Origin of the sequence: Corynebacterium auriscanis (assembly GCF_030408435.1) — a bacterium.
In the GTDB taxonomy this organism is placed as follows: Bacteria; Actinomycetota; Actinomycetes; order Mycobacteriales; family Mycobacteriaceae; genus Corynebacterium; species Corynebacterium auriscanis.
The window spans coordinates 957,151-973,386 of sequence record NZ_CP047046.1 but is presented as its reverse complement, the minus strand read 5'-3'; the positions used below and the strand labels follow the sequence as shown (position 1 = coordinate 973,386).

Below are 16,236 nucleotides of genomic sequence, written 5' to 3'. Positions count from 1 at the left end.
CGGCGGCAAACTACTGGGAGTTCTTGGTGACGTCCACGCTGCAGCCGTCGGCGACATCGTAGGTCAACTGCTCGCCCTTGATGACCTCCACGTCGGTGGCCAGCACCTCGGCGGCGATGCGCTGCGCGTGGGTTTGAGCCCAATCTTCCTTACCCTCCGGAACTGATAGCCGGAGCGCGATGCGATCACTAACCTGCAAGCCGCTAGACTTGCGGGCCTCCTGGATTCCGCGGATGCGGTCTGCGGCCCACCCCTCGGCTTCCAGTTCTTCGGTGGTGGTGGTATCCAGCACCACCAAGCCATTCTCGCTGGCAACCTCCGCTGTGTGTTCCGGGTCAACGGCGACAAGCTTGCGCGTGAACTCTCCATCCTGCAGCTCGATGCCATCGGCGGATACCGTGCCGTCGTCCGCAACCGAATAGTTGCCGGACTTCACGGCCTTGATGACACGCTGAACATCCTTGCCCAGGCGTGGGCCCGCCGCCCGAGCATTGACAACGACATCGGAGGAACCCACACTAGCGACATCTTCAGTCAAGGCAACTTCCTTGACATTCACCTCATCGGCAATGATCGAGACGAAATCGCTCAGCGCCTCTGCCTCCGGTAGCGCCACGGTCAGCTTTGGAAGTGGCAAACGGTTGCGGAGCTTGTGCGCCTTACGCAGGGAACTCGCCGCGGAGCTAATGGCACGGACGGCATCCATTGCCTCCACGAGCTGGGCATCGGCAGGCAACGCGTTCGCATCGGGCCACTCGGCCAGGTGTACGGAGCGCTCCCCAGTCAGACCACGCCAGATCACCTCGGTGGTCATGGGCAACAGGGGTGAAGCAATGCGGCTGAGAGTCTCTAACACCGTATACAGCGTGTTGAATGCCTCCGGGTGGCCGGCTTCACTGGTATCGCCAGCCCAGAACCGGTCGCGAGATCGACGGACAAACCAGTTGGTGAGAACGTCGCAGAAACTACGCACCTCATCACACGCCAGAGCGATGTTCGTACTATCCAAGGCATCGGTTACTGCTGACACCGTGTCGTGCAGCTTGGCGAGGATGTAGCGATCCAATACGTGCGTGGACGACGTATCCCACTGTGCTGGCTGGGAGGCGTACAGACGCAGGAACGAGTACGCGTTCCACATGGGCAGCATCGCTTGGCGAACACCCTCGCGGATGCCTTGCTCGGTAACGATCAAGTTGCCGCCACGCAGGATTGGCGAACTCATGAGGAACCACCGCATCGCATCGGATCCGTCCCGCTCAAACACCTCGTTGACGTTCGGGTAGTTGCCCTTGGACTTACTCATCTTCAGTCCATCATCACCGAGTACGATACCGTGGGCCACAACCTTTTTGAACGCCGGGCGATCGAACAACGCGGTTGCCAGCACGTGCAGCGTGTAGAACCAGCCACGGGTCTGGCCCGAGTATTCCACGATGAAGTCACTGGGCGAATGCGTTTCGAACCACTCCCGGTTTTCAAACGGGTAGTGCTTTTGCGCGAAAGGCATGGAGCCGGATTCGAACCAGCAGTCCAAGACCTCAGGTACACGACGCATCATGGACTTACCCGTTGGGTCGTCAGGGTTTGGACGAACCAATTGGTCAATGTGTGGACGATGTAAGGACTGAGGACGCTCGCCGAAGTCGCGCTCCAGCTCGTCGAGACTTCCGTAGACATCAATGCGTGGGTACTCATCGTTGTCCGAGACCCAGACAGGGATCGGGGCACCCCAGTAGCGGTTGCGAGAGATATTCCAGTCACGGGCACCCTCCAGCCACTTGCCGAATTGACCATCCCGGATGTGAGATGGCATCCATTCGATCTGCTCATGGTTGAGCTGCACCATACGGTCACGGAACTTGGTCACAGCCACAAACCAAGATGGCAGGGCCATGTAGATCAGCGGTTCTCCGGAACGCCACGAGTGTGGGTAAGAGTGCTCAATCGTCTGGTGCCGGAATACACGGCCCGCCTGTTTGAGGTCCTTAATGATGGCCTTGTTGGCGTCGAAAACAAGCTGCCCCTTGTAATCGGGGACCTGGGAAGTGAAGGTTCCGTCGATGTCCACGGGGATCACCAGCTCGATATCGGCCTTCTCGCAGGTATTCATATCATCTTCACCGAAGGCCGGGGCTTGGTGAACCACACCCGTACCGTCTTCTGTGGTGACGTAGTCAGCGCTGAGAACCTGGAAGGCGTTCCGGGCGTTGCGGAAGTAGTCGAAAACTGGCTCGTAAGTAAGGCCGACCAGTTCTTCTCCTGCGAACGACGCCACAACCTCCCGGCTTTCGCCAAATTCCTTGGCATACGAGCCGACCAGAGGCTCGGCCAGCACCAAAAGCTTTCCAGCGAAGCCCTCTTCTCCATCCTCGCCCACGCGAACCAGTTGGTAGGTCACCGAGGGATTAACCGCCAACGCCAAGTTACTTGGCAGAGTCCATGGCGTGGTCGTCCAAGCAATGGCCGCAGCCTCGAGCAATTCAGGGTGCTTTCGCAACGTCGCCTGAGCGGCAGTGCCTTCCCGCGCACCAGTGAACGGCATGGTCACCGTGAGCGTGGGATCCTGGCGCATCTTGTAAGAATCATCCAGGCGGGTCTCATGGTTGGACAGTGGAGTTTGCTCGGCCCACGAGTACGGCAGCACGCGGAAGCCTTGGTAGATGAGACCCTTGTCGTAGAGCGTCTTAAACGCCCACATAACGGACTCCATGAAGTTCAGGTCCATCGTCTTGTAGCCGTTGTCGAAGTCCACCCAACGCGCTTGTCGAGTGACGTAGTTCTTCCACTCATCGGTGTAGCGGAGCACGCTGGTGGCGCAGTACTCGTTGAACTTCTGCAGGCCCATCTCTTCGATGCCGTCCCGGCCCTTGATACCCAGCTGGCGCTCCGCTTCCAGCTCGGCGGGCAAGCCGTGGCAGTCCCAGCCGAATACACGCGGAACATGGCGGCCACGCATGGTTTGGTAGCGCGGCACGATGTCCTTGACGTAACCCGTCAGCAAGTGACCATAGTGTGGCAGGCCGTTAGCGAATGGGGGGCCATCATAGAAGATGTACTCGTCCTCTCCAGTGCGTTGCTCGATGGAGGCCTGGAAGGTTCCGTCCTGCTTCCAATATTCCAAGACCTGATTCTCGAGATCTGGGAAGGCGGTTGATCCACCATTGGACATATCAACGCGGGGGTATGCCCCGCCGGCTGGAGTGGCGTTCATAGCGCGCTGTCCTTTGCTGTTGTCGCGGTTCAAAGTGCTAAACAACAGGGACGATTGGGGCCAAGAATGGTCTTGGTCTTCCTCGCGGTACCACCCTGATTGAACAGCCTTCCCCCGCCTTAGGCGGTCGCACGGTGTTCAAGCTGTTCCACTTACCTTAAGGCGTGACGTGCCCCGAATCCGGCCGGTTCTACTGGGCCTATCAGGAGAATCCTCCCGAAAAGCTGTTCTTCCGACGACACTCCCCGGTGATGGCCGGATCATTGCGTTTCTCGTTCCCTCGTGCGTGATGGTTCCGAGCATGTGAGTTAGATGCTACACCACGAAGTCGTCCGTGCAAGCGAGCACTTTTCCTGCGGGGTTTACCTAGAGGATTACCCTAGGATCTACCCTCATCACTCGTGGTGGTTTCACGAGACCTTTTGCGGTGCCTGGCGAGGTCCACAAGAGAAAGCACCACGCCTACCGAGGCAATTCCGATACAAATCCAAGCTAGGGCCATCGATCCTTGCCACAGGGCAAAGACGAGGACCGCAAAGCCGATGATTGCGAGGCTAATTGCTAAGGCAAGCATGGTGCTTTCGTTTTCAGGTCACCGTGTCACACGGTTGGACTGTTGCCAGCCCAACGTTTAGCGGTTGGTGTTCTGGGAGTCGATGGAGCCGGCAGGAGCGGCGGTGCCCCGGCTGTTGAGTTCCTCCAGCTGAGACTCGAGGAAGGTCTTTAGACGGGTGCGGTACTCGCGCTCGTAGGTGCGCAGCTCTTCGATACGCGCCTCCAAGGTCTGCTGCTGGCTCTTGACCGTGGTCATGATCTCAGTGTGCTTACGCTCGGCATCCTGCTGCAGGGCGTTCGCCTTCTCCTGGGCCTGACGGATCTGAGCTTGAGACTGAGCAGTGGCATCGGACACCATGGTCTCGGACTTCTGCTTTGCGTCTGCCAACTGGGCCTGAGACTGCTGCTTGGCATCGGCCAGCATTTTCTCGGAACGGGTCTTGGCATCCGCTAGCTGAGCCTCGGACTTCTTCTTGGCATCATCCAAGGTGGCCTTGGAGCTTGCATCTGCATCCTCGATGGTCTTCTTGGCCTGTGCCCGAGCCTGCTCCAGCATGGTGGTGGATTCGGCCTTGGCATCGCCAGTCAGGCGATCTGCCATCTCCTGCGCCAGAGATAGAACGCGGGCTGCCTGCATGTGCGTATCCGGAGTTGCAGCACCGTCCTTTCCAGCATCGCTGGAGGCGGTAGCAGCCTGGGACACCTGGGCTGGCTGAGCCTTTTTAGCCTCAGTGGCCTCGGCCTGAGCCTTGCGGGCATTCTCTTCTGCCTGGCGAGCACGATCCTCAGCCTGCTTCAGACGGGCCTCGTACTGTTCCTTCACGCGAGCCTCAACCTGCGCAGAGGACTCGGTCTGTGCAGTGGAAGCCTGTGCCTGGGACTGCGCCTTACGCTGTGCGTCAGCCTCGATCTGCGGACGCAGTTCAGCCTCAATCTTCCTGCGCAGCTCTGCCTCACTCACCTGAGGCTGCGCTGCTGGAGCGGACGTATTCTGTGCTGGCGCAGACTGGAGCTTCTGCTTCAGGTCGGCGTTTTCTTCCTGGAGCTCCGCGAGCGTGTCCTCAACAAGATCAAGGAACTGATCAACCTCATCTTCGTTGTAGCCCCGCTTACCAATTGGTGGCTTGCTAAAGGCGACGTTGTGCACATCAGCTGGAGTCAGCGGCATTAGATTCCCTTCCGGTTCGAAAACGCCTCATTGAGTGGTCTCGCGCTAATGAGGATCTTCCTTATAGTTACAAACTGTCCACAGCATACCAGTGGACCACGAGTAAAGCTCAACTTAATGTGGAGATTTGGCCAGAAGTGCCCCTGGAATTAGAGAAAGCCGCCACCGAGGGACCCACATTTCCCTCGATGACGGCTTCCATCACTACACACGACATCTCCACGGCCTCACTCAAATACCGCGGAGATGGTACAAGTGTATCCAACACGAAACCGTTCAACAAGTCTTCTAATCAGCAATATGGGTGAAGATCCCAAAAATACAAACGGAACTAGATAAGGATCACTCTCTTAACCAATATTTTTTAGTTATATACACACTTACAACCGCAAATATTGGCCTGAAAACTCATACCCCCGACGGTAATACCGCACAGCTGAAGCACCCCAATGTTGGGGGGAAACTCTACACCCCCGAGCCAGGTTCTGCTGATAACGGATATCAACAATCACTGTCGAACACGTTGTCGGATGGAAAATTAGTGTATTATTTACGCATTTTTCATCATTCTCATTCCCGTGAGGCCTTTCTTCACCACATTTCTCCCACTTCTTGCACCGACCAGCCTTCACTTCGGCGCAGACAACTCCACAGCAACCGTGGTCAGCTCAACATGTGCCAAACACCCCCGCCGCACGCTGACGCCACGCGCAATAGCTGCAGTAGATACGCGAAAGGGGCCCCGCGGGATATGCCCCCGGGCACCCCTTGGCGTCCGAAAAGAAGGTTTTGGCAAACAGAAAGCCAGTGAACCGTCCAGCTTTAGAGAGCTGACATCCGCCCCAGAATCATCATGAGAAGCTGCAGGATGAAGAAAAGAACCAAAACGGAGACGTCGAGGCCCACACCACCCAGCTGGACCGGCGGGATAAGTTTGCGCAGCGCCTTCACAGGCGGATCCGTTACCACGAAAATGGGCTCCGCGCAGATGCTAAACCACCGCTGCGGGCGCCAATTCCTTGAGAAGGACTGCACCATTTCGATGATGATCCGGAGGATCAGAACCAAAATGTACAGCTTCAACAGGAGGATCAATAAGACTATAGCTGAGTTCACGTTTACTCTTACTACCGAAATTTCCGGCTGTGCTAGATCTGTGGGTACGGCTTACAGGTCCTCGGCCAGCTTATCCAGCTGGCTTTGTTCCAAGGTCACATCTGCTGGAATGAGCACGAAGTTGCGCACACCTCGCAGCTTCTTTAGCGTTGCGTCCAGCCCGCGCGCCAAACCGGCCGTGAAATCCAGAACACGAGTAGCCTCAGCCTTCTCCATGCCGCCTAGGTTGAATACCGCCACATCACCGGTCTTGATGATCTCGGCGATCTCGCCAGCCTGCGTGTAGGAGCTCAACGACAGACGGGCATACTGTGGCTCCACGCGTGCACGCGGTGCGGGACGACCAACGGAATCCTCGCGGACGTAACGGGAAGGGCGGGCCTCGTAATCTCGTGGCGCCCGGCTACGATCCCGGAAGTCATCTTCTTCTCGGCTGTAACGGTCACGGCCACCGTAACGAGCCTCGCGAGACTCGCTAATACCGCGATCGCGGTGATCGTGCTCATCGGCACGCTCACGAGAATCCGCGGCGCCGTCGCGGAAATACGGGTCCTGGTAGCTGTCTACCTCGCCAAAGCCGAAAAACTCTTTGAACTTGTTGCCGAATCCGTCAGACATCAGTTAAAGGGGTCCTTTCCCGTATTTAAAGTCAATAAATCAAATTACTGGGCGCGGGCCCATGATATCTGTTCCGACACGCACCAACGTCGAGCCCTCGGCGATCGCGATTTCCATGTCTTGGCTCATACCCGCCGAGTACACCGGAACACCCACTACCCTATCTGCAATGCTGTCTAGAAGCTTCCGGCCCTGCGCAAACACACTGGCCGCATCTGATCCCAGCGGTGGAACGGTCATCAACCCGCGCAGCTCTAGGTTCGCGCAGTGTTGTGCTTCATCTGCTAGGGCATCGATGTCACTTGCTACTACACCACCGCGCTGCGGATCGCCGTCCGCACTGAACTGCAGCAGCACGGGTAGCTTCTCCAGCCGATCACCACGTTCCATCGCCAGGCCAGCGCCGCGGTCCAGCGCCTGCAACAATTTCGAAGAATCCACTGTATGCACTGCGGCTGCCCATCGGGCCACCGAATTCGCCTTCTTGGTTTGAATCTGCCCCACCATGTGGATCTCGGGGCGGCCGGCCAGCACCTCGTATTTGGCCTTGGCCTCCTGCTCACGGTTTTCTCCCACGGCACCCACACCGAATTGGGCCAGAACTCGCACCGCTTCTACGGGGTGAAATTTGGTGATCGGCAGCAAATCCGCACCACCTGCCACCGCCACGCGTTGGCGAACGTCACGCAGGCGCCGCGCGAGATCGCCTTGTTGTTGCTGGGTCAATTCCACGACACAAACCTTTCATTCAGTTCCCACGGTGACCTGGACCTTCAGTGGCAAAGGTACACTCACAGTTCCTCTAGCGGGTCAGCCAGACCATCCCCGCTTGTCGCCCCGTGGTGCCCTCTCTGCGGTAGGAAAAAAAGTTGTGGCTCTCGATCGTGTCACGCGGGTCGGCGTCGATACTACGAACCCCCAAACTCAGCAACTGCCTAGTCAACCCCGCACGAATATCCAGGCCGCTAGTGCCGGCATCCGTGCGCATACGAGCACCTGGCAGCTTAGACTCCACATCCGCCGCCATGTGCTCTGGCACTTCGTACTTTTTTCCCGACGCCGCCGCGCCCAGCAGCGCGTGGATTCCAGCCGGGACCGCACCCAGCTCCTCCATTCGCGCGATGGTCCGCGGGATGATGCCGTTCCTGGCACCCATGCGTCCCGCGTGGACGGCAGCCACAATTCCCGCTTGTTCGTCGGAGAGCAGAACTGGCACGCAGTCCGCGGTGAGGACAACGAGGGCAATGCCCGGCACTGTGGTGATGAGGGCGTCGGTAGCTTCCACAGTCAGGCTGTCCCCAGCTTCGGTGCGGTTGCGCAAAGCAGCGAGTTCTTTGGCCGTCAACTCGGTAACTGTAGGAGAATGAATCTGCTCCATAAACACCAGATCATGCAACTCCAGTCCGACGGATTGTGCCAACCGAGTGCGGTTAGCCGCCACTGCACTGGGGTCATCTCCTACGTGATCGCCCAAGTTGAAGCTGTCGTACGGAGCGCGGGAGACCCCGCCGGACCGGTCGGTGAACACCTTCCGGACCCGTGGGGTGCCATTCTGTGCCGCAGGGGTCATTGCCATTCAGCCTCTACAGGAAATCGGGCAGATCGAGGTCATCCTCGTCGTCCAGGTGGTGACGGCCAGCGGCATCGTTGTCTTGGCGGGAGGTGAACAGACCATTCGCGGTGGAGCCCTGTGGGATATCTCCGCGGGTGCGCTGCGCGAAGCTGCTACCGGCAGGCTGTGCGGCGCCGGGCTGTGGGTCCTGTTGCGCAGGTTGGGCAGACTGCACCTGCTGCGCCTGCTGCGCGGGTTGCACAGGCGTAGCGGAAGACTGGGCTGCGGGGGCCTGCTCGCCACCGAAGATAGAAGCGGAGCTGGACTGGGCAGCCTCCTGCGTCCGGTGCTGACCACCGCGCTGTGCTGCGGAACCTGCAGACGGGGAATCATCGAAACCGGTCGCGATGACGGTTACACGAACCTCATCACCCAGCTGGTCATCCACGATGGTGCCGAAGATGATGTTGGCATCTTCATCGGCCAGATCCTCAACCAGAGCCGCAGCTTGGGAAACCTCGATGAGGCCCAAGTCAGAACCACCGGCGAAGGACAGCAGCACGCCGCGTGCACCCTTCATGGTGTTTTCCAGCAGCGGTGAATTGATTGCGGCCTCGGTGGCCTTGACCGCGCGCGATTCACCACGGGCGGTACCGATGCCCATCAACGCGCTACCTGCATCGGTCATGACGGAACGGACGTCTGCGAAGTCCACGTTGATCACACCTGGGGTAGTGATCAGCTTGGTAATGCCCTCCACGCCAGAAAGCAAAACTTCGTCGGCCTTGCGGAAAGCGTCCATCATGGACATTTGCTCGTCGCTGAGCTGCAGCAAGGAATCGTTCGGAATGACGATGAGGGTATCGCACACCTCACGCAAAGCTTCAATTCCTTCTAAAGCCTGCTTGGTACGACGGCGACCTTCGAAGCTGAATGGACGGGTGACCACACCAACGGTCAGTGCGTTCTGCTTCTTCGCGATGTTGGCTACAACGGGGGCCGCACCAGTACCAGTGCCGCCACCTTCGCCAGCGGTCACGAAGACCATGTCAGCACCAGCGAGGATCTCCTCGATCTGGTCCTTGTGATCTTCTGCGGACTTGCGTCCGACATCAGGGTTTGCACCTGCGCCGAGGCCACGAGTTTCCTCACGGCCGATATCCAACTTGACATCCGCATCCGTGAGCATGAGAGCCTGCGCATCAGTGTTGATGGCGATGAACTCCACGCCTTGGAGCTTTTCATCGATCATGCGGTTGACGGCGTTCACACCGCCACCACCTACGCCTACCACCTTGATTTCGGCGAGGTGGTTTCCTGGAGAGGTCATAAGTTGCTGTCTGCCTTTCTGTGGAGTCTTTCCACACCATCTTCCTTGTAGGTCACAAGTTTCGGGCGGACATTTTTCTGCGCGTGTCGTATGTTTAAAGGTCTACTTTAAGGTCTGCCGGAGGGCATGGCGGGGTTGGATACGTTCCACTTCTTGCCCTCCTGTGTGAGGACAACACGGGTGGCCTCTGCTTTTTCAGACGCCCGTTCCGCGGATCCCCACACAACGGTTTTCCCTTCCGCGAACTGGAGGACTAAGCTTTCGGCCGTCTTGGCTTCCACACGCTCTAGCTTCTCCCTCACTTTGGGGTGAAGCGCCGTGATGGCGGTGGTTGCTGCCGTAATGGCTTTGGAATCCTCGGGCTTTACTCCCGCGATTTCCTTCGCGCCTTCCGGAGCCACACCCTTGAGGAAGACCTTCCCGGCTTCATTGACCGCGGAGACCTCGTTCCCGTTGCGGAAATACGCCACCGGCGTATGCTCAGTGACCTGCACCTTCAGCGTAGAAGGCCATGCGCGGGACACAGTGACCTGCTCCACCCACGGAACCTGAGCGACTTTTTCCGCAACCGCGTCCGTATCTACGCGCAGCATGTTGGCGCTAGAACCCACACTGGCAGCCTCCTTGACCACACCCGCATCGGCATTCTGCACACCCTCAACCTCGATGGAACTAACCTTGAGAACCGGGAACACATACAGGGCGATGGCCACCACAACAATGGCCGCGATCACACCCGCGATGATTTTCTTGGGCACTAGCCCTCCAATTCACGCAGAATCTCGTCTGCAAGCATCGTGACGGTACCGGCGCCGATAGTCAGGACCATGTCCCCGGTACGCACCCGCTGGGCAACTATCTGTGGCACCCCGGCGAACTCAGAAGCGTACTCCCATGGCACCGTGATCTTGTCACCGATCACACGACTATCCACGCCTTCAACAGGATTTTCGCGCGCCCCGAAGATATCCAGCAATACTACTTCATCGGACAAGCTCAAAGCCGCCGCGAACTCGTCGGCGAACGTCATAGTGCGGGAGTACAGATGTGGTTGGAATACGGCGATCACTCGCCCCTCCCCCTGAGCGGCAATTCGTTCCCGCGCTGCGGAAAGAACCGCCGTTACCTCGGTGGGGTGATGCGCGTAGTCATCGTAAACCTGAACGCCCTTCACGGTGCCGTGGTACTCGAAGCGGCGGCGAACGCCGTCGAACTCAGCCACACCTTCGAGCAGCTTGTCCAAGTCAGCCCCCAGTAGCGCGCCGCCTAAAACCGCGGCCGTGGCGTTGAGCACCATGTGCGTGCCAGGAATAGCAACGCGCAGCGTACGGGGAGCCTCTTCCCCGCTAAAGCGCACCCGAGCTTCCGTCCCCTTATTCGAAACCTTCAGCTCATCAATGATGGCGCCGGCTTCGATCTCGGGGGCTGCTTCCATCGCCTCGCGGGTGCCGTAGCCGATGATGCGGCAGTGTGGTCCGTCAGCCGATTCCGCTGTGAGGAGAGATTGAGCGAGGGCGCGGCTGCCGGCGTCGTCCACACAAACAACCAACGTGCCACCGTTAACTACACAGCCAGCGAAACGCTCGAACACCTGGCGGTAGGCCTCTTCGGTGCCGAAGTAATCGAGATGGTCGGGTTCGACGTTCGTCACCACGGCTACCTCGGGCTGGTAGGACAAAAACGATCCATCTGATTCGTCGGCTTCAGCGATAAAAACGTCGCCCGTGCCGTGATGCGCGTTGGTTCCCGCGCGGTTGAGCTGCCCGCCGATGGCGAAGGACGGATCCCAGCCCGCAGCTTGCATCGCAGCCACGGCCATGGAGGTCGTAGACGTTTTTCCGTGAGTACCGGCCAACAGGAATGCCCGCCGATCACTCATCAGTTGGGCTAAAACATCGGAGCGGCGCACTACCGGGATGTCATGCTCGCGCGCTGCCAGCAACTCGGGGTTGTCTTGGGGAATCGCTGCGAACGACGTTACAACAACAGTTGGCAGCTGCCCCGTGACGTGAAGGTTTTCCGCACTATGCCCAACAGTGACCTGCGCCCCGGCCGCGCGGAGTGCCAAAATGCTGCGCGAATCCTTCATGTCGGACCCAGTCACGGAGCTGCCACGCGACAGCAAGATTCGAGCAATGCCCGACATGCCGGCACCACCAATGCCCACCATGTGAACCCGACTGAGGTCGATGTTTGAGGTCATAACTGTTTTCCTTTGGCCTTTCGTTGCCATAACGGTAGTTTTGCGCCCTACCGCTTCTTATCCGCTGCTGCGAGAACACGATCCGCGATTGCCTGAGCTGCACCGCGGTGCCCCGCCAGCTGTGCTGCTTTCTCTGCCGCGCGCAACCGTGCCGGATCACGCAAGGTGGGAATCACTTCCTTGGCCACGCGCTGCCCGTCTAGGTCGCTATCGGGAACAATCACACCACCACCGGCGCTGACCACCGGTCGGGCATTGAGTTCCTGTTCACCATTACCGTGTGGCAGTGGAACATATACCGCCGGCAAACCCACTGCGGATACCTCCGCAACTGTGAGCGCACCCGCGCGACACAGAATCATGTCGGCAGCTGCCAGCGCCATATCCATCCGGTCGATGTAAGGAACAGCGCGGTACATGCCCGCCTTTTCACTTTCCTGCGGAACCGTGATGTGGTTCTTCTTGCCATACGCGTGCAGTACGGCAATTCCCGCATGTCGTAGAGTGTCGGCCGCTGCAGTCACTGCTTTATTAATCGACGCCGCGCCCTGGCTGCCACCGGTGACCAACAGGACTGGGCCTTCCGCAGGAAGGCCAAAGAACTCACGAGCTTCGGCGCGCAACCCAGCCCGGTCGAGTTCCAGCACACTGCGCTTAACCGGGATTCCCACGACCTCGGCTTCCAACCCCGAGTCGGGCATCGCGGCCAAACCCTTGCCACCCAAGCGCACTCCCAGTTTGTTGGCCACGCCCGCCCGTGCATTTGCCTCATGGACGAAGAATGGGATCTTTAGCGACCTGGCTGCCAAGTATGCGGGCGCGGATACGTAGCCGCCGAACCCGATCAGGGCATCGGCGCGGACGTCTTTGAGAACCTGTCGGGTTTCCCGCAACGCGCGTACTAAGCGCAGTGGCAAGGTGAACAAGTCCTTGTTTACCTTGCGGGGAACCGGAACCGGTGGAATCATCCGCAGGTCGAAACCACGAGCAGGGACCAGAGTGGATTCTAAACCGCGCTCAGTGCCCAACGCGGTGATACGTGCCTGCGGTCGAGTTGCCGCAACGGCCTCGGCTACCGCCATCGCGGGTTCAATGTGGCCCGCGGTTCCACCGCCAGCCACCACAATCGATGGCTTGTGGGATTGGTCCGTGCTGTGGCTTTTCATCGGGTTTTAGCTCCTTTGCCCCGGGTTATTGCGTGGGACGCTGCGCCTGGTTGCCCGTGGTCGCTGCGTTGTAGTTTCTTCGCGGTCTGGCAACCGGGAACGCCTAGCCCTATCGTAGCGATCGGCTGAGACACCGCCGCCATACCTTCGGTTCCGCTCCCGCAGCTGCTCGGTGCGTCTGCGATCTCTGGCATAGTCTTGGCTCACCGCCCCGCCGATGGGACGCTGGCGTGTGACGGGTTCACCGTAGACGTGCGTGGTGGTGCGTCGCTCTGTCCGACGTTGATCCCCCGCCGCGTAGGAAACGGGCTCGGGTAACCACAGCAGCCGATCAATAAACGGCCGACCCTCGTGCTGCATGCTTGACACTGCCTCGGGTTCATGGCGTGCACAGTTGGCTAAAAGGCCCAATGTCAACAACGTGACAATTGCGGACGAACCACCCGCAGAAATCAGAGGCAACTGCACACCCGTCATAGGCACGAATCCCACCACGTAGCCCATGTTGAAGAAGGCTTGGACCACAACGCCGACGGTCAGGGTGGCCGCCAGCAAGCGCATGAATGGGTCCTTTTGTGCCAGTGCCGTGCGAATTCCGAAGATCCCCAATGTGGCAAATAGAATCACCACGATTGCGGCACCGAAGAACCCTAATTCCTCGCCGATAACCGCAAAAATGAAGTCGTTTTTGGCTTCCGGCAGGTAGAACCACTTTGCGCGCGATTGTCCCAACCCAGCACCCATCAACCCGCCGTCGGAAAGGGACAGGATTCCCTGATGCGACTGGTAGGAGGACCCTTGGGTCGAATCCTCGGAGAACTTCAGGGTGAAGGTTTCCACCCACGTGGTAAATCGTGCCGAACGGAAGCTGTGGGACATTGTGAAGATTAGGCCCACGAGCGCCAGCAGGCCCACACCTGCGGTGATAACCCGCGTGCTAATTCCACTGAAGAAAAACAGTGCCACCACCACAATGGCCAGGGCGAAGGTCATTCCCAGGTCTTTTTGCCACAGCACCAACCCCAGAATGAGGCCCGTACCAGCCAAAAAAGCGGGAACCGTTTGTCTATCATTGCCGGGCCGTTTGGATAGCGGCAGTATCGATGCACCCCACATGGCCAAGGCCAGCTTCGCCACCTCAGAGGGCTGAATACCCAGTGGGCCAATGCGGATCCACGAGTTGGAACCAACTTCGTCTCCACCCACACCAACACCCGGGATCAGCACGGCCACCAACAGCCCGATCGATAACACCATCATCCATGGGGCCAGTCTCCGGATTGTCGCGGGCCGCAACTGGAGCGCAAAACGCATAGCAATCAGGCCGATGACCACAACAATGGCCTGCTTGATGAACTCCGCCCACACACTTGATCCACGGGCATAGGAGGTCACCATGGACGAACTCAACACCATGGTCAGTCCCACTGCCGTCAAGATCCCGGTGACAGCCATGATCACAAGGTAATTCAACTGCGGGGTCGCCAACCGGGCTAGTCCTTTGGTTGTTGCCTTACTGGGCTGGTCTTCGCGGCGAGGCGCTTGTGATCCGCGGTTTTCGGGCGCGCGCTGTGCGCGATCGCGCGTCAGCCGGCGATTTGAAGCTCGGCGGGGCAAACTCTGAGTCATCGCAATTCCACCTGTACGGCATATTGAGCAAATAGGTCTCCGCGCTGCGCCATGCCTGTGTACATATCCAGCGAAGCCGCCGCGGGCGCTAGCACCACGGTATCGCCAGATTCTGCGTAATCAGCACAGGCGCGCACAACTTCTTCCATGGCTTTGTCAGGATCCGTGGTGTCTACTAGGGTCACTGGGGTTTCGGGGGCTTGGGCCCGCATTTCGTCGGCAAACTTTTGTCTATCGACGCCCAGCGCCACCAGCGCCTTGATTCCATCCTTAGTCTCTTCGATGAGTTCAACCACGCTGGCTCCTTTGAGCTGCCCGCCTGCGACCCAGATGACGTTGCGCTGCCCACGCAGTGCGCCCACGGCTGCGTGGGGGTTCGTGGCCTTCGAGTTATCTACCCACGTCACGCCGTCGTGTTGGTACACCACCTGACCGCGGTGCGCCTGTACGCGGAATGTGGACAAAGCCTGGGCGATAGCAGCGGGTGAAACACCTATTGCGCATGCCATGGCCGCGGCCGCGCTGGCATCCGCGATGCCGGCTGGCCCCGGAGGGGAAATCCCTGCAACGGGTGCGAGTTCGCGCTCACTCGCGGAAGGCTCGGTGCCATGGGATGTATCGTGGCCACGTTCCCACATCACAATATTGTCGCCAGAGACTCCGACAACTCGGCGCAGTCCTGCGTAGCCCCTGTCAAAACTCGTTGCGCCGTCGCGCGCTGCAACACCAGTACCGGAAGTGCGGTTCATGTTGTCCCCCGCCGCGGGCACGGCATCGGCTGCGACCTCTGAATCGAAGCTCGTTACGACCTGGCGCAGATCACCCGCCGTGAAGCCGAGGGCATTAGCAACCCTGTGGGGTTCGTAGAAGGACATTACGTGGGCGTCATCAAGAGAAAAAACCGGGTAGTCTGCCCGCAGCACACGTGCCTTGTCGGCGGCGTAACCAGCGAAGTCACCATGCCAATCCAAATGATCTTCAGCGATGTTGAGAACGCAACCGACCTCCGGCGTGAACGTCGGTGCCCAGTGCAGCTGGAAGCTGGAGACTTCAGCGACCAGGATGTCCGCTCGTGGCTCCCCGCGCAACTCTGCCGTGAGAGCCAGCGCAGGTGAAACCCCGATATTGCCCACAGCCATCGCCGCACGGCCGTCGGCCACGCACATTGCGGTCAGCATTGCAGTCGTGGTGGTTTTACCATTCGTTCCCGTAATAGCGGCCCACGTGCGGGCGGGGCCGAAAGCTTCTGCGCGATCAGTCAGCCAAGCGGCCTCGATGTCTCCAATAATCGGCACGCCACGATCCGCAGCTGCGACCAATAATGGTGATGTGGGGGCCCAGCCGGGCGAAGTGATAACCAGGTCAAACTGACCGTCTTTCACCTTCGCAATTGCTTCTTCCACGGTGACATGCGCCAGGTCCGAGTGGTCATCGGCCACGGTCACCTGCTGAGCGTCCAAGGCCTTGAGCATCGCAATCACGCCACGACCGGCCACGCCTGCACCGGCGACAAGAACAGGCCGGCGGCGCATCACGTCCACGGCGTGATGGGGATCGCTAAGAGTGGGGGTATTCGTCACGGTCGTGTTTCCTAACTCGATGAAGTGTGGCTGTGCGGGCTTTAGGCGTTTGCGGGGTGTGCGGGAGTCACGGTGCTGCTTTCAAACTAGAAGGGGTGTGGCTGT

12 protein-coding genes are annotated in these 16,236 nt (G+C 59.1%); all 12 read right to left on the bottom strand.

From position 1 onward, the window contains the following. Positions 1–10: 10 nt before the first annotated feature. Positions 11–3,214 (bottom strand): isoleucine--tRNA ligase, encoded by a 3,204-nt coding sequence (gene ileS / locus CAURIC_RS04035; protein WP_035113499.1) that lies wholly within the window; start codon positions 3,212–3,214, stop codon positions 11–13. Between the two features lie 631 nt (positions 3,215–3,845). Further along, on the bottom strand, positions 3,846–4,937 hold the full coding sequence (locus CAURIC_RS04030) for a DivIVA domain-containing protein (RefSeq protein WP_035113397.1): 1,092 nt from the start codon (positions 4,935–4,937) through the stop codon (positions 3,846–3,848). Positions 4,938–5,759: 822 nt separating this feature from the next. Continuing rightward, positions 5,760–6,053 carry a YggT family protein gene (locus CAURIC_RS04025; RefSeq protein WP_035113398.1) on the bottom strand — a complete coding sequence of 98 codons (294 nt, stop codon included), beginning with the start codon at positions 6,051–6,053 and terminating at the stop codon, positions 5,760–5,762. Between the two features lie 51 nt (positions 6,054–6,104). After that, positions 6,105–6,671, bottom strand: a complete 567-nt coding sequence (locus tag CAURIC_RS04020; protein WP_035113399.1) for a cell division protein SepF — start codon at positions 6,669–6,671, stop codon at positions 6,105–6,107. A gap of 39 nt (positions 6,672–6,710) precedes the next feature. Further along, entirely contained in the window at positions 6,711–7,403 is a 693-nt protein-coding gene (locus CAURIC_RS04015) for a YggS family pyridoxal phosphate-dependent enzyme (protein WP_035113400.1), read from the bottom strand. A gap of 70 nt (positions 7,404–7,473) precedes the next feature. Continuing rightward, positions 7,474–8,241, bottom strand: coding sequence for a peptidoglycan editing factor PgeF (pgeF, locus tag CAURIC_RS04010; RefSeq protein WP_035113500.1), 768 nt, complete (start codon positions 8,239–8,241; stop codon positions 7,474–7,476). Positions 8,242–8,254: 13 nt separating this feature from the next. Further along, positions 8,255–9,553 carry a cell division protein FtsZ gene (ftsZ, locus tag CAURIC_RS04005; protein WP_035113401.1) on the bottom strand — a complete coding sequence of 433 codons (1,299 nt, stop codon included), beginning with the start codon at positions 9,551–9,553 and terminating at the stop codon, positions 8,255–8,257. A gap of 107 nt (positions 9,554–9,660) precedes the next feature. Further along, positions 9,661–10,311 carry a cell division protein FtsQ/DivIB gene (locus CAURIC_RS04000; protein WP_172644044.1) on the bottom strand — a complete coding sequence of 217 codons (651 nt, stop codon included), beginning with the start codon at positions 10,309–10,311 and terminating at the stop codon, positions 9,661–9,663. Then, entirely contained in the window at positions 10,311–11,786 is a 1,476-nt protein-coding gene (gene murC / locus CAURIC_RS03995; protein ID WP_425474815.1) for a UDP-N-acetylmuramate--L-alanine ligase, read from the bottom strand. Before murC ends, CAURIC_RS04000 begins: the two co-directional genes overlap by 1 nt. A gap of 17 nt (positions 11,787–11,803) precedes the next feature. Next, the gene (murG, locus tag CAURIC_RS03990) at positions 11,804–12,922 is read right to left on the bottom strand and encodes an undecaprenyldiphospho-muramoylpentapeptide beta-N-acetylglucosaminyltransferase (protein WP_290183368.1); all 1,119 of its coding nucleotides are present in this window, start codon (positions 12,920–12,922) and stop codon (positions 11,804–11,806) included. 6 nt (positions 12,923–12,928) lie between these two features. Next, positions 12,929–14,551 carry an FtsW/RodA/SpoVE family cell cycle protein gene (locus CAURIC_RS03985; RefSeq protein ID WP_290183367.1) on the bottom strand — a complete coding sequence of 541 codons (1,623 nt, stop codon included), beginning with the start codon at positions 14,549–14,551 and terminating at the stop codon, positions 12,929–12,931. Beyond that, on the bottom strand, positions 14,548–16,083 hold the full coding sequence (locus CAURIC_RS03980; RefSeq protein WP_084588112.1) for a Mur ligase family protein: 1,536 nt from the start codon (positions 16,081–16,083) through the stop codon (positions 14,548–14,550). Before CAURIC_RS03980 ends, CAURIC_RS03985 begins: the two co-directional genes overlap by 4 nt. Between the last annotated feature and the right edge of the window lie 153 nt (positions 16,084–16,236).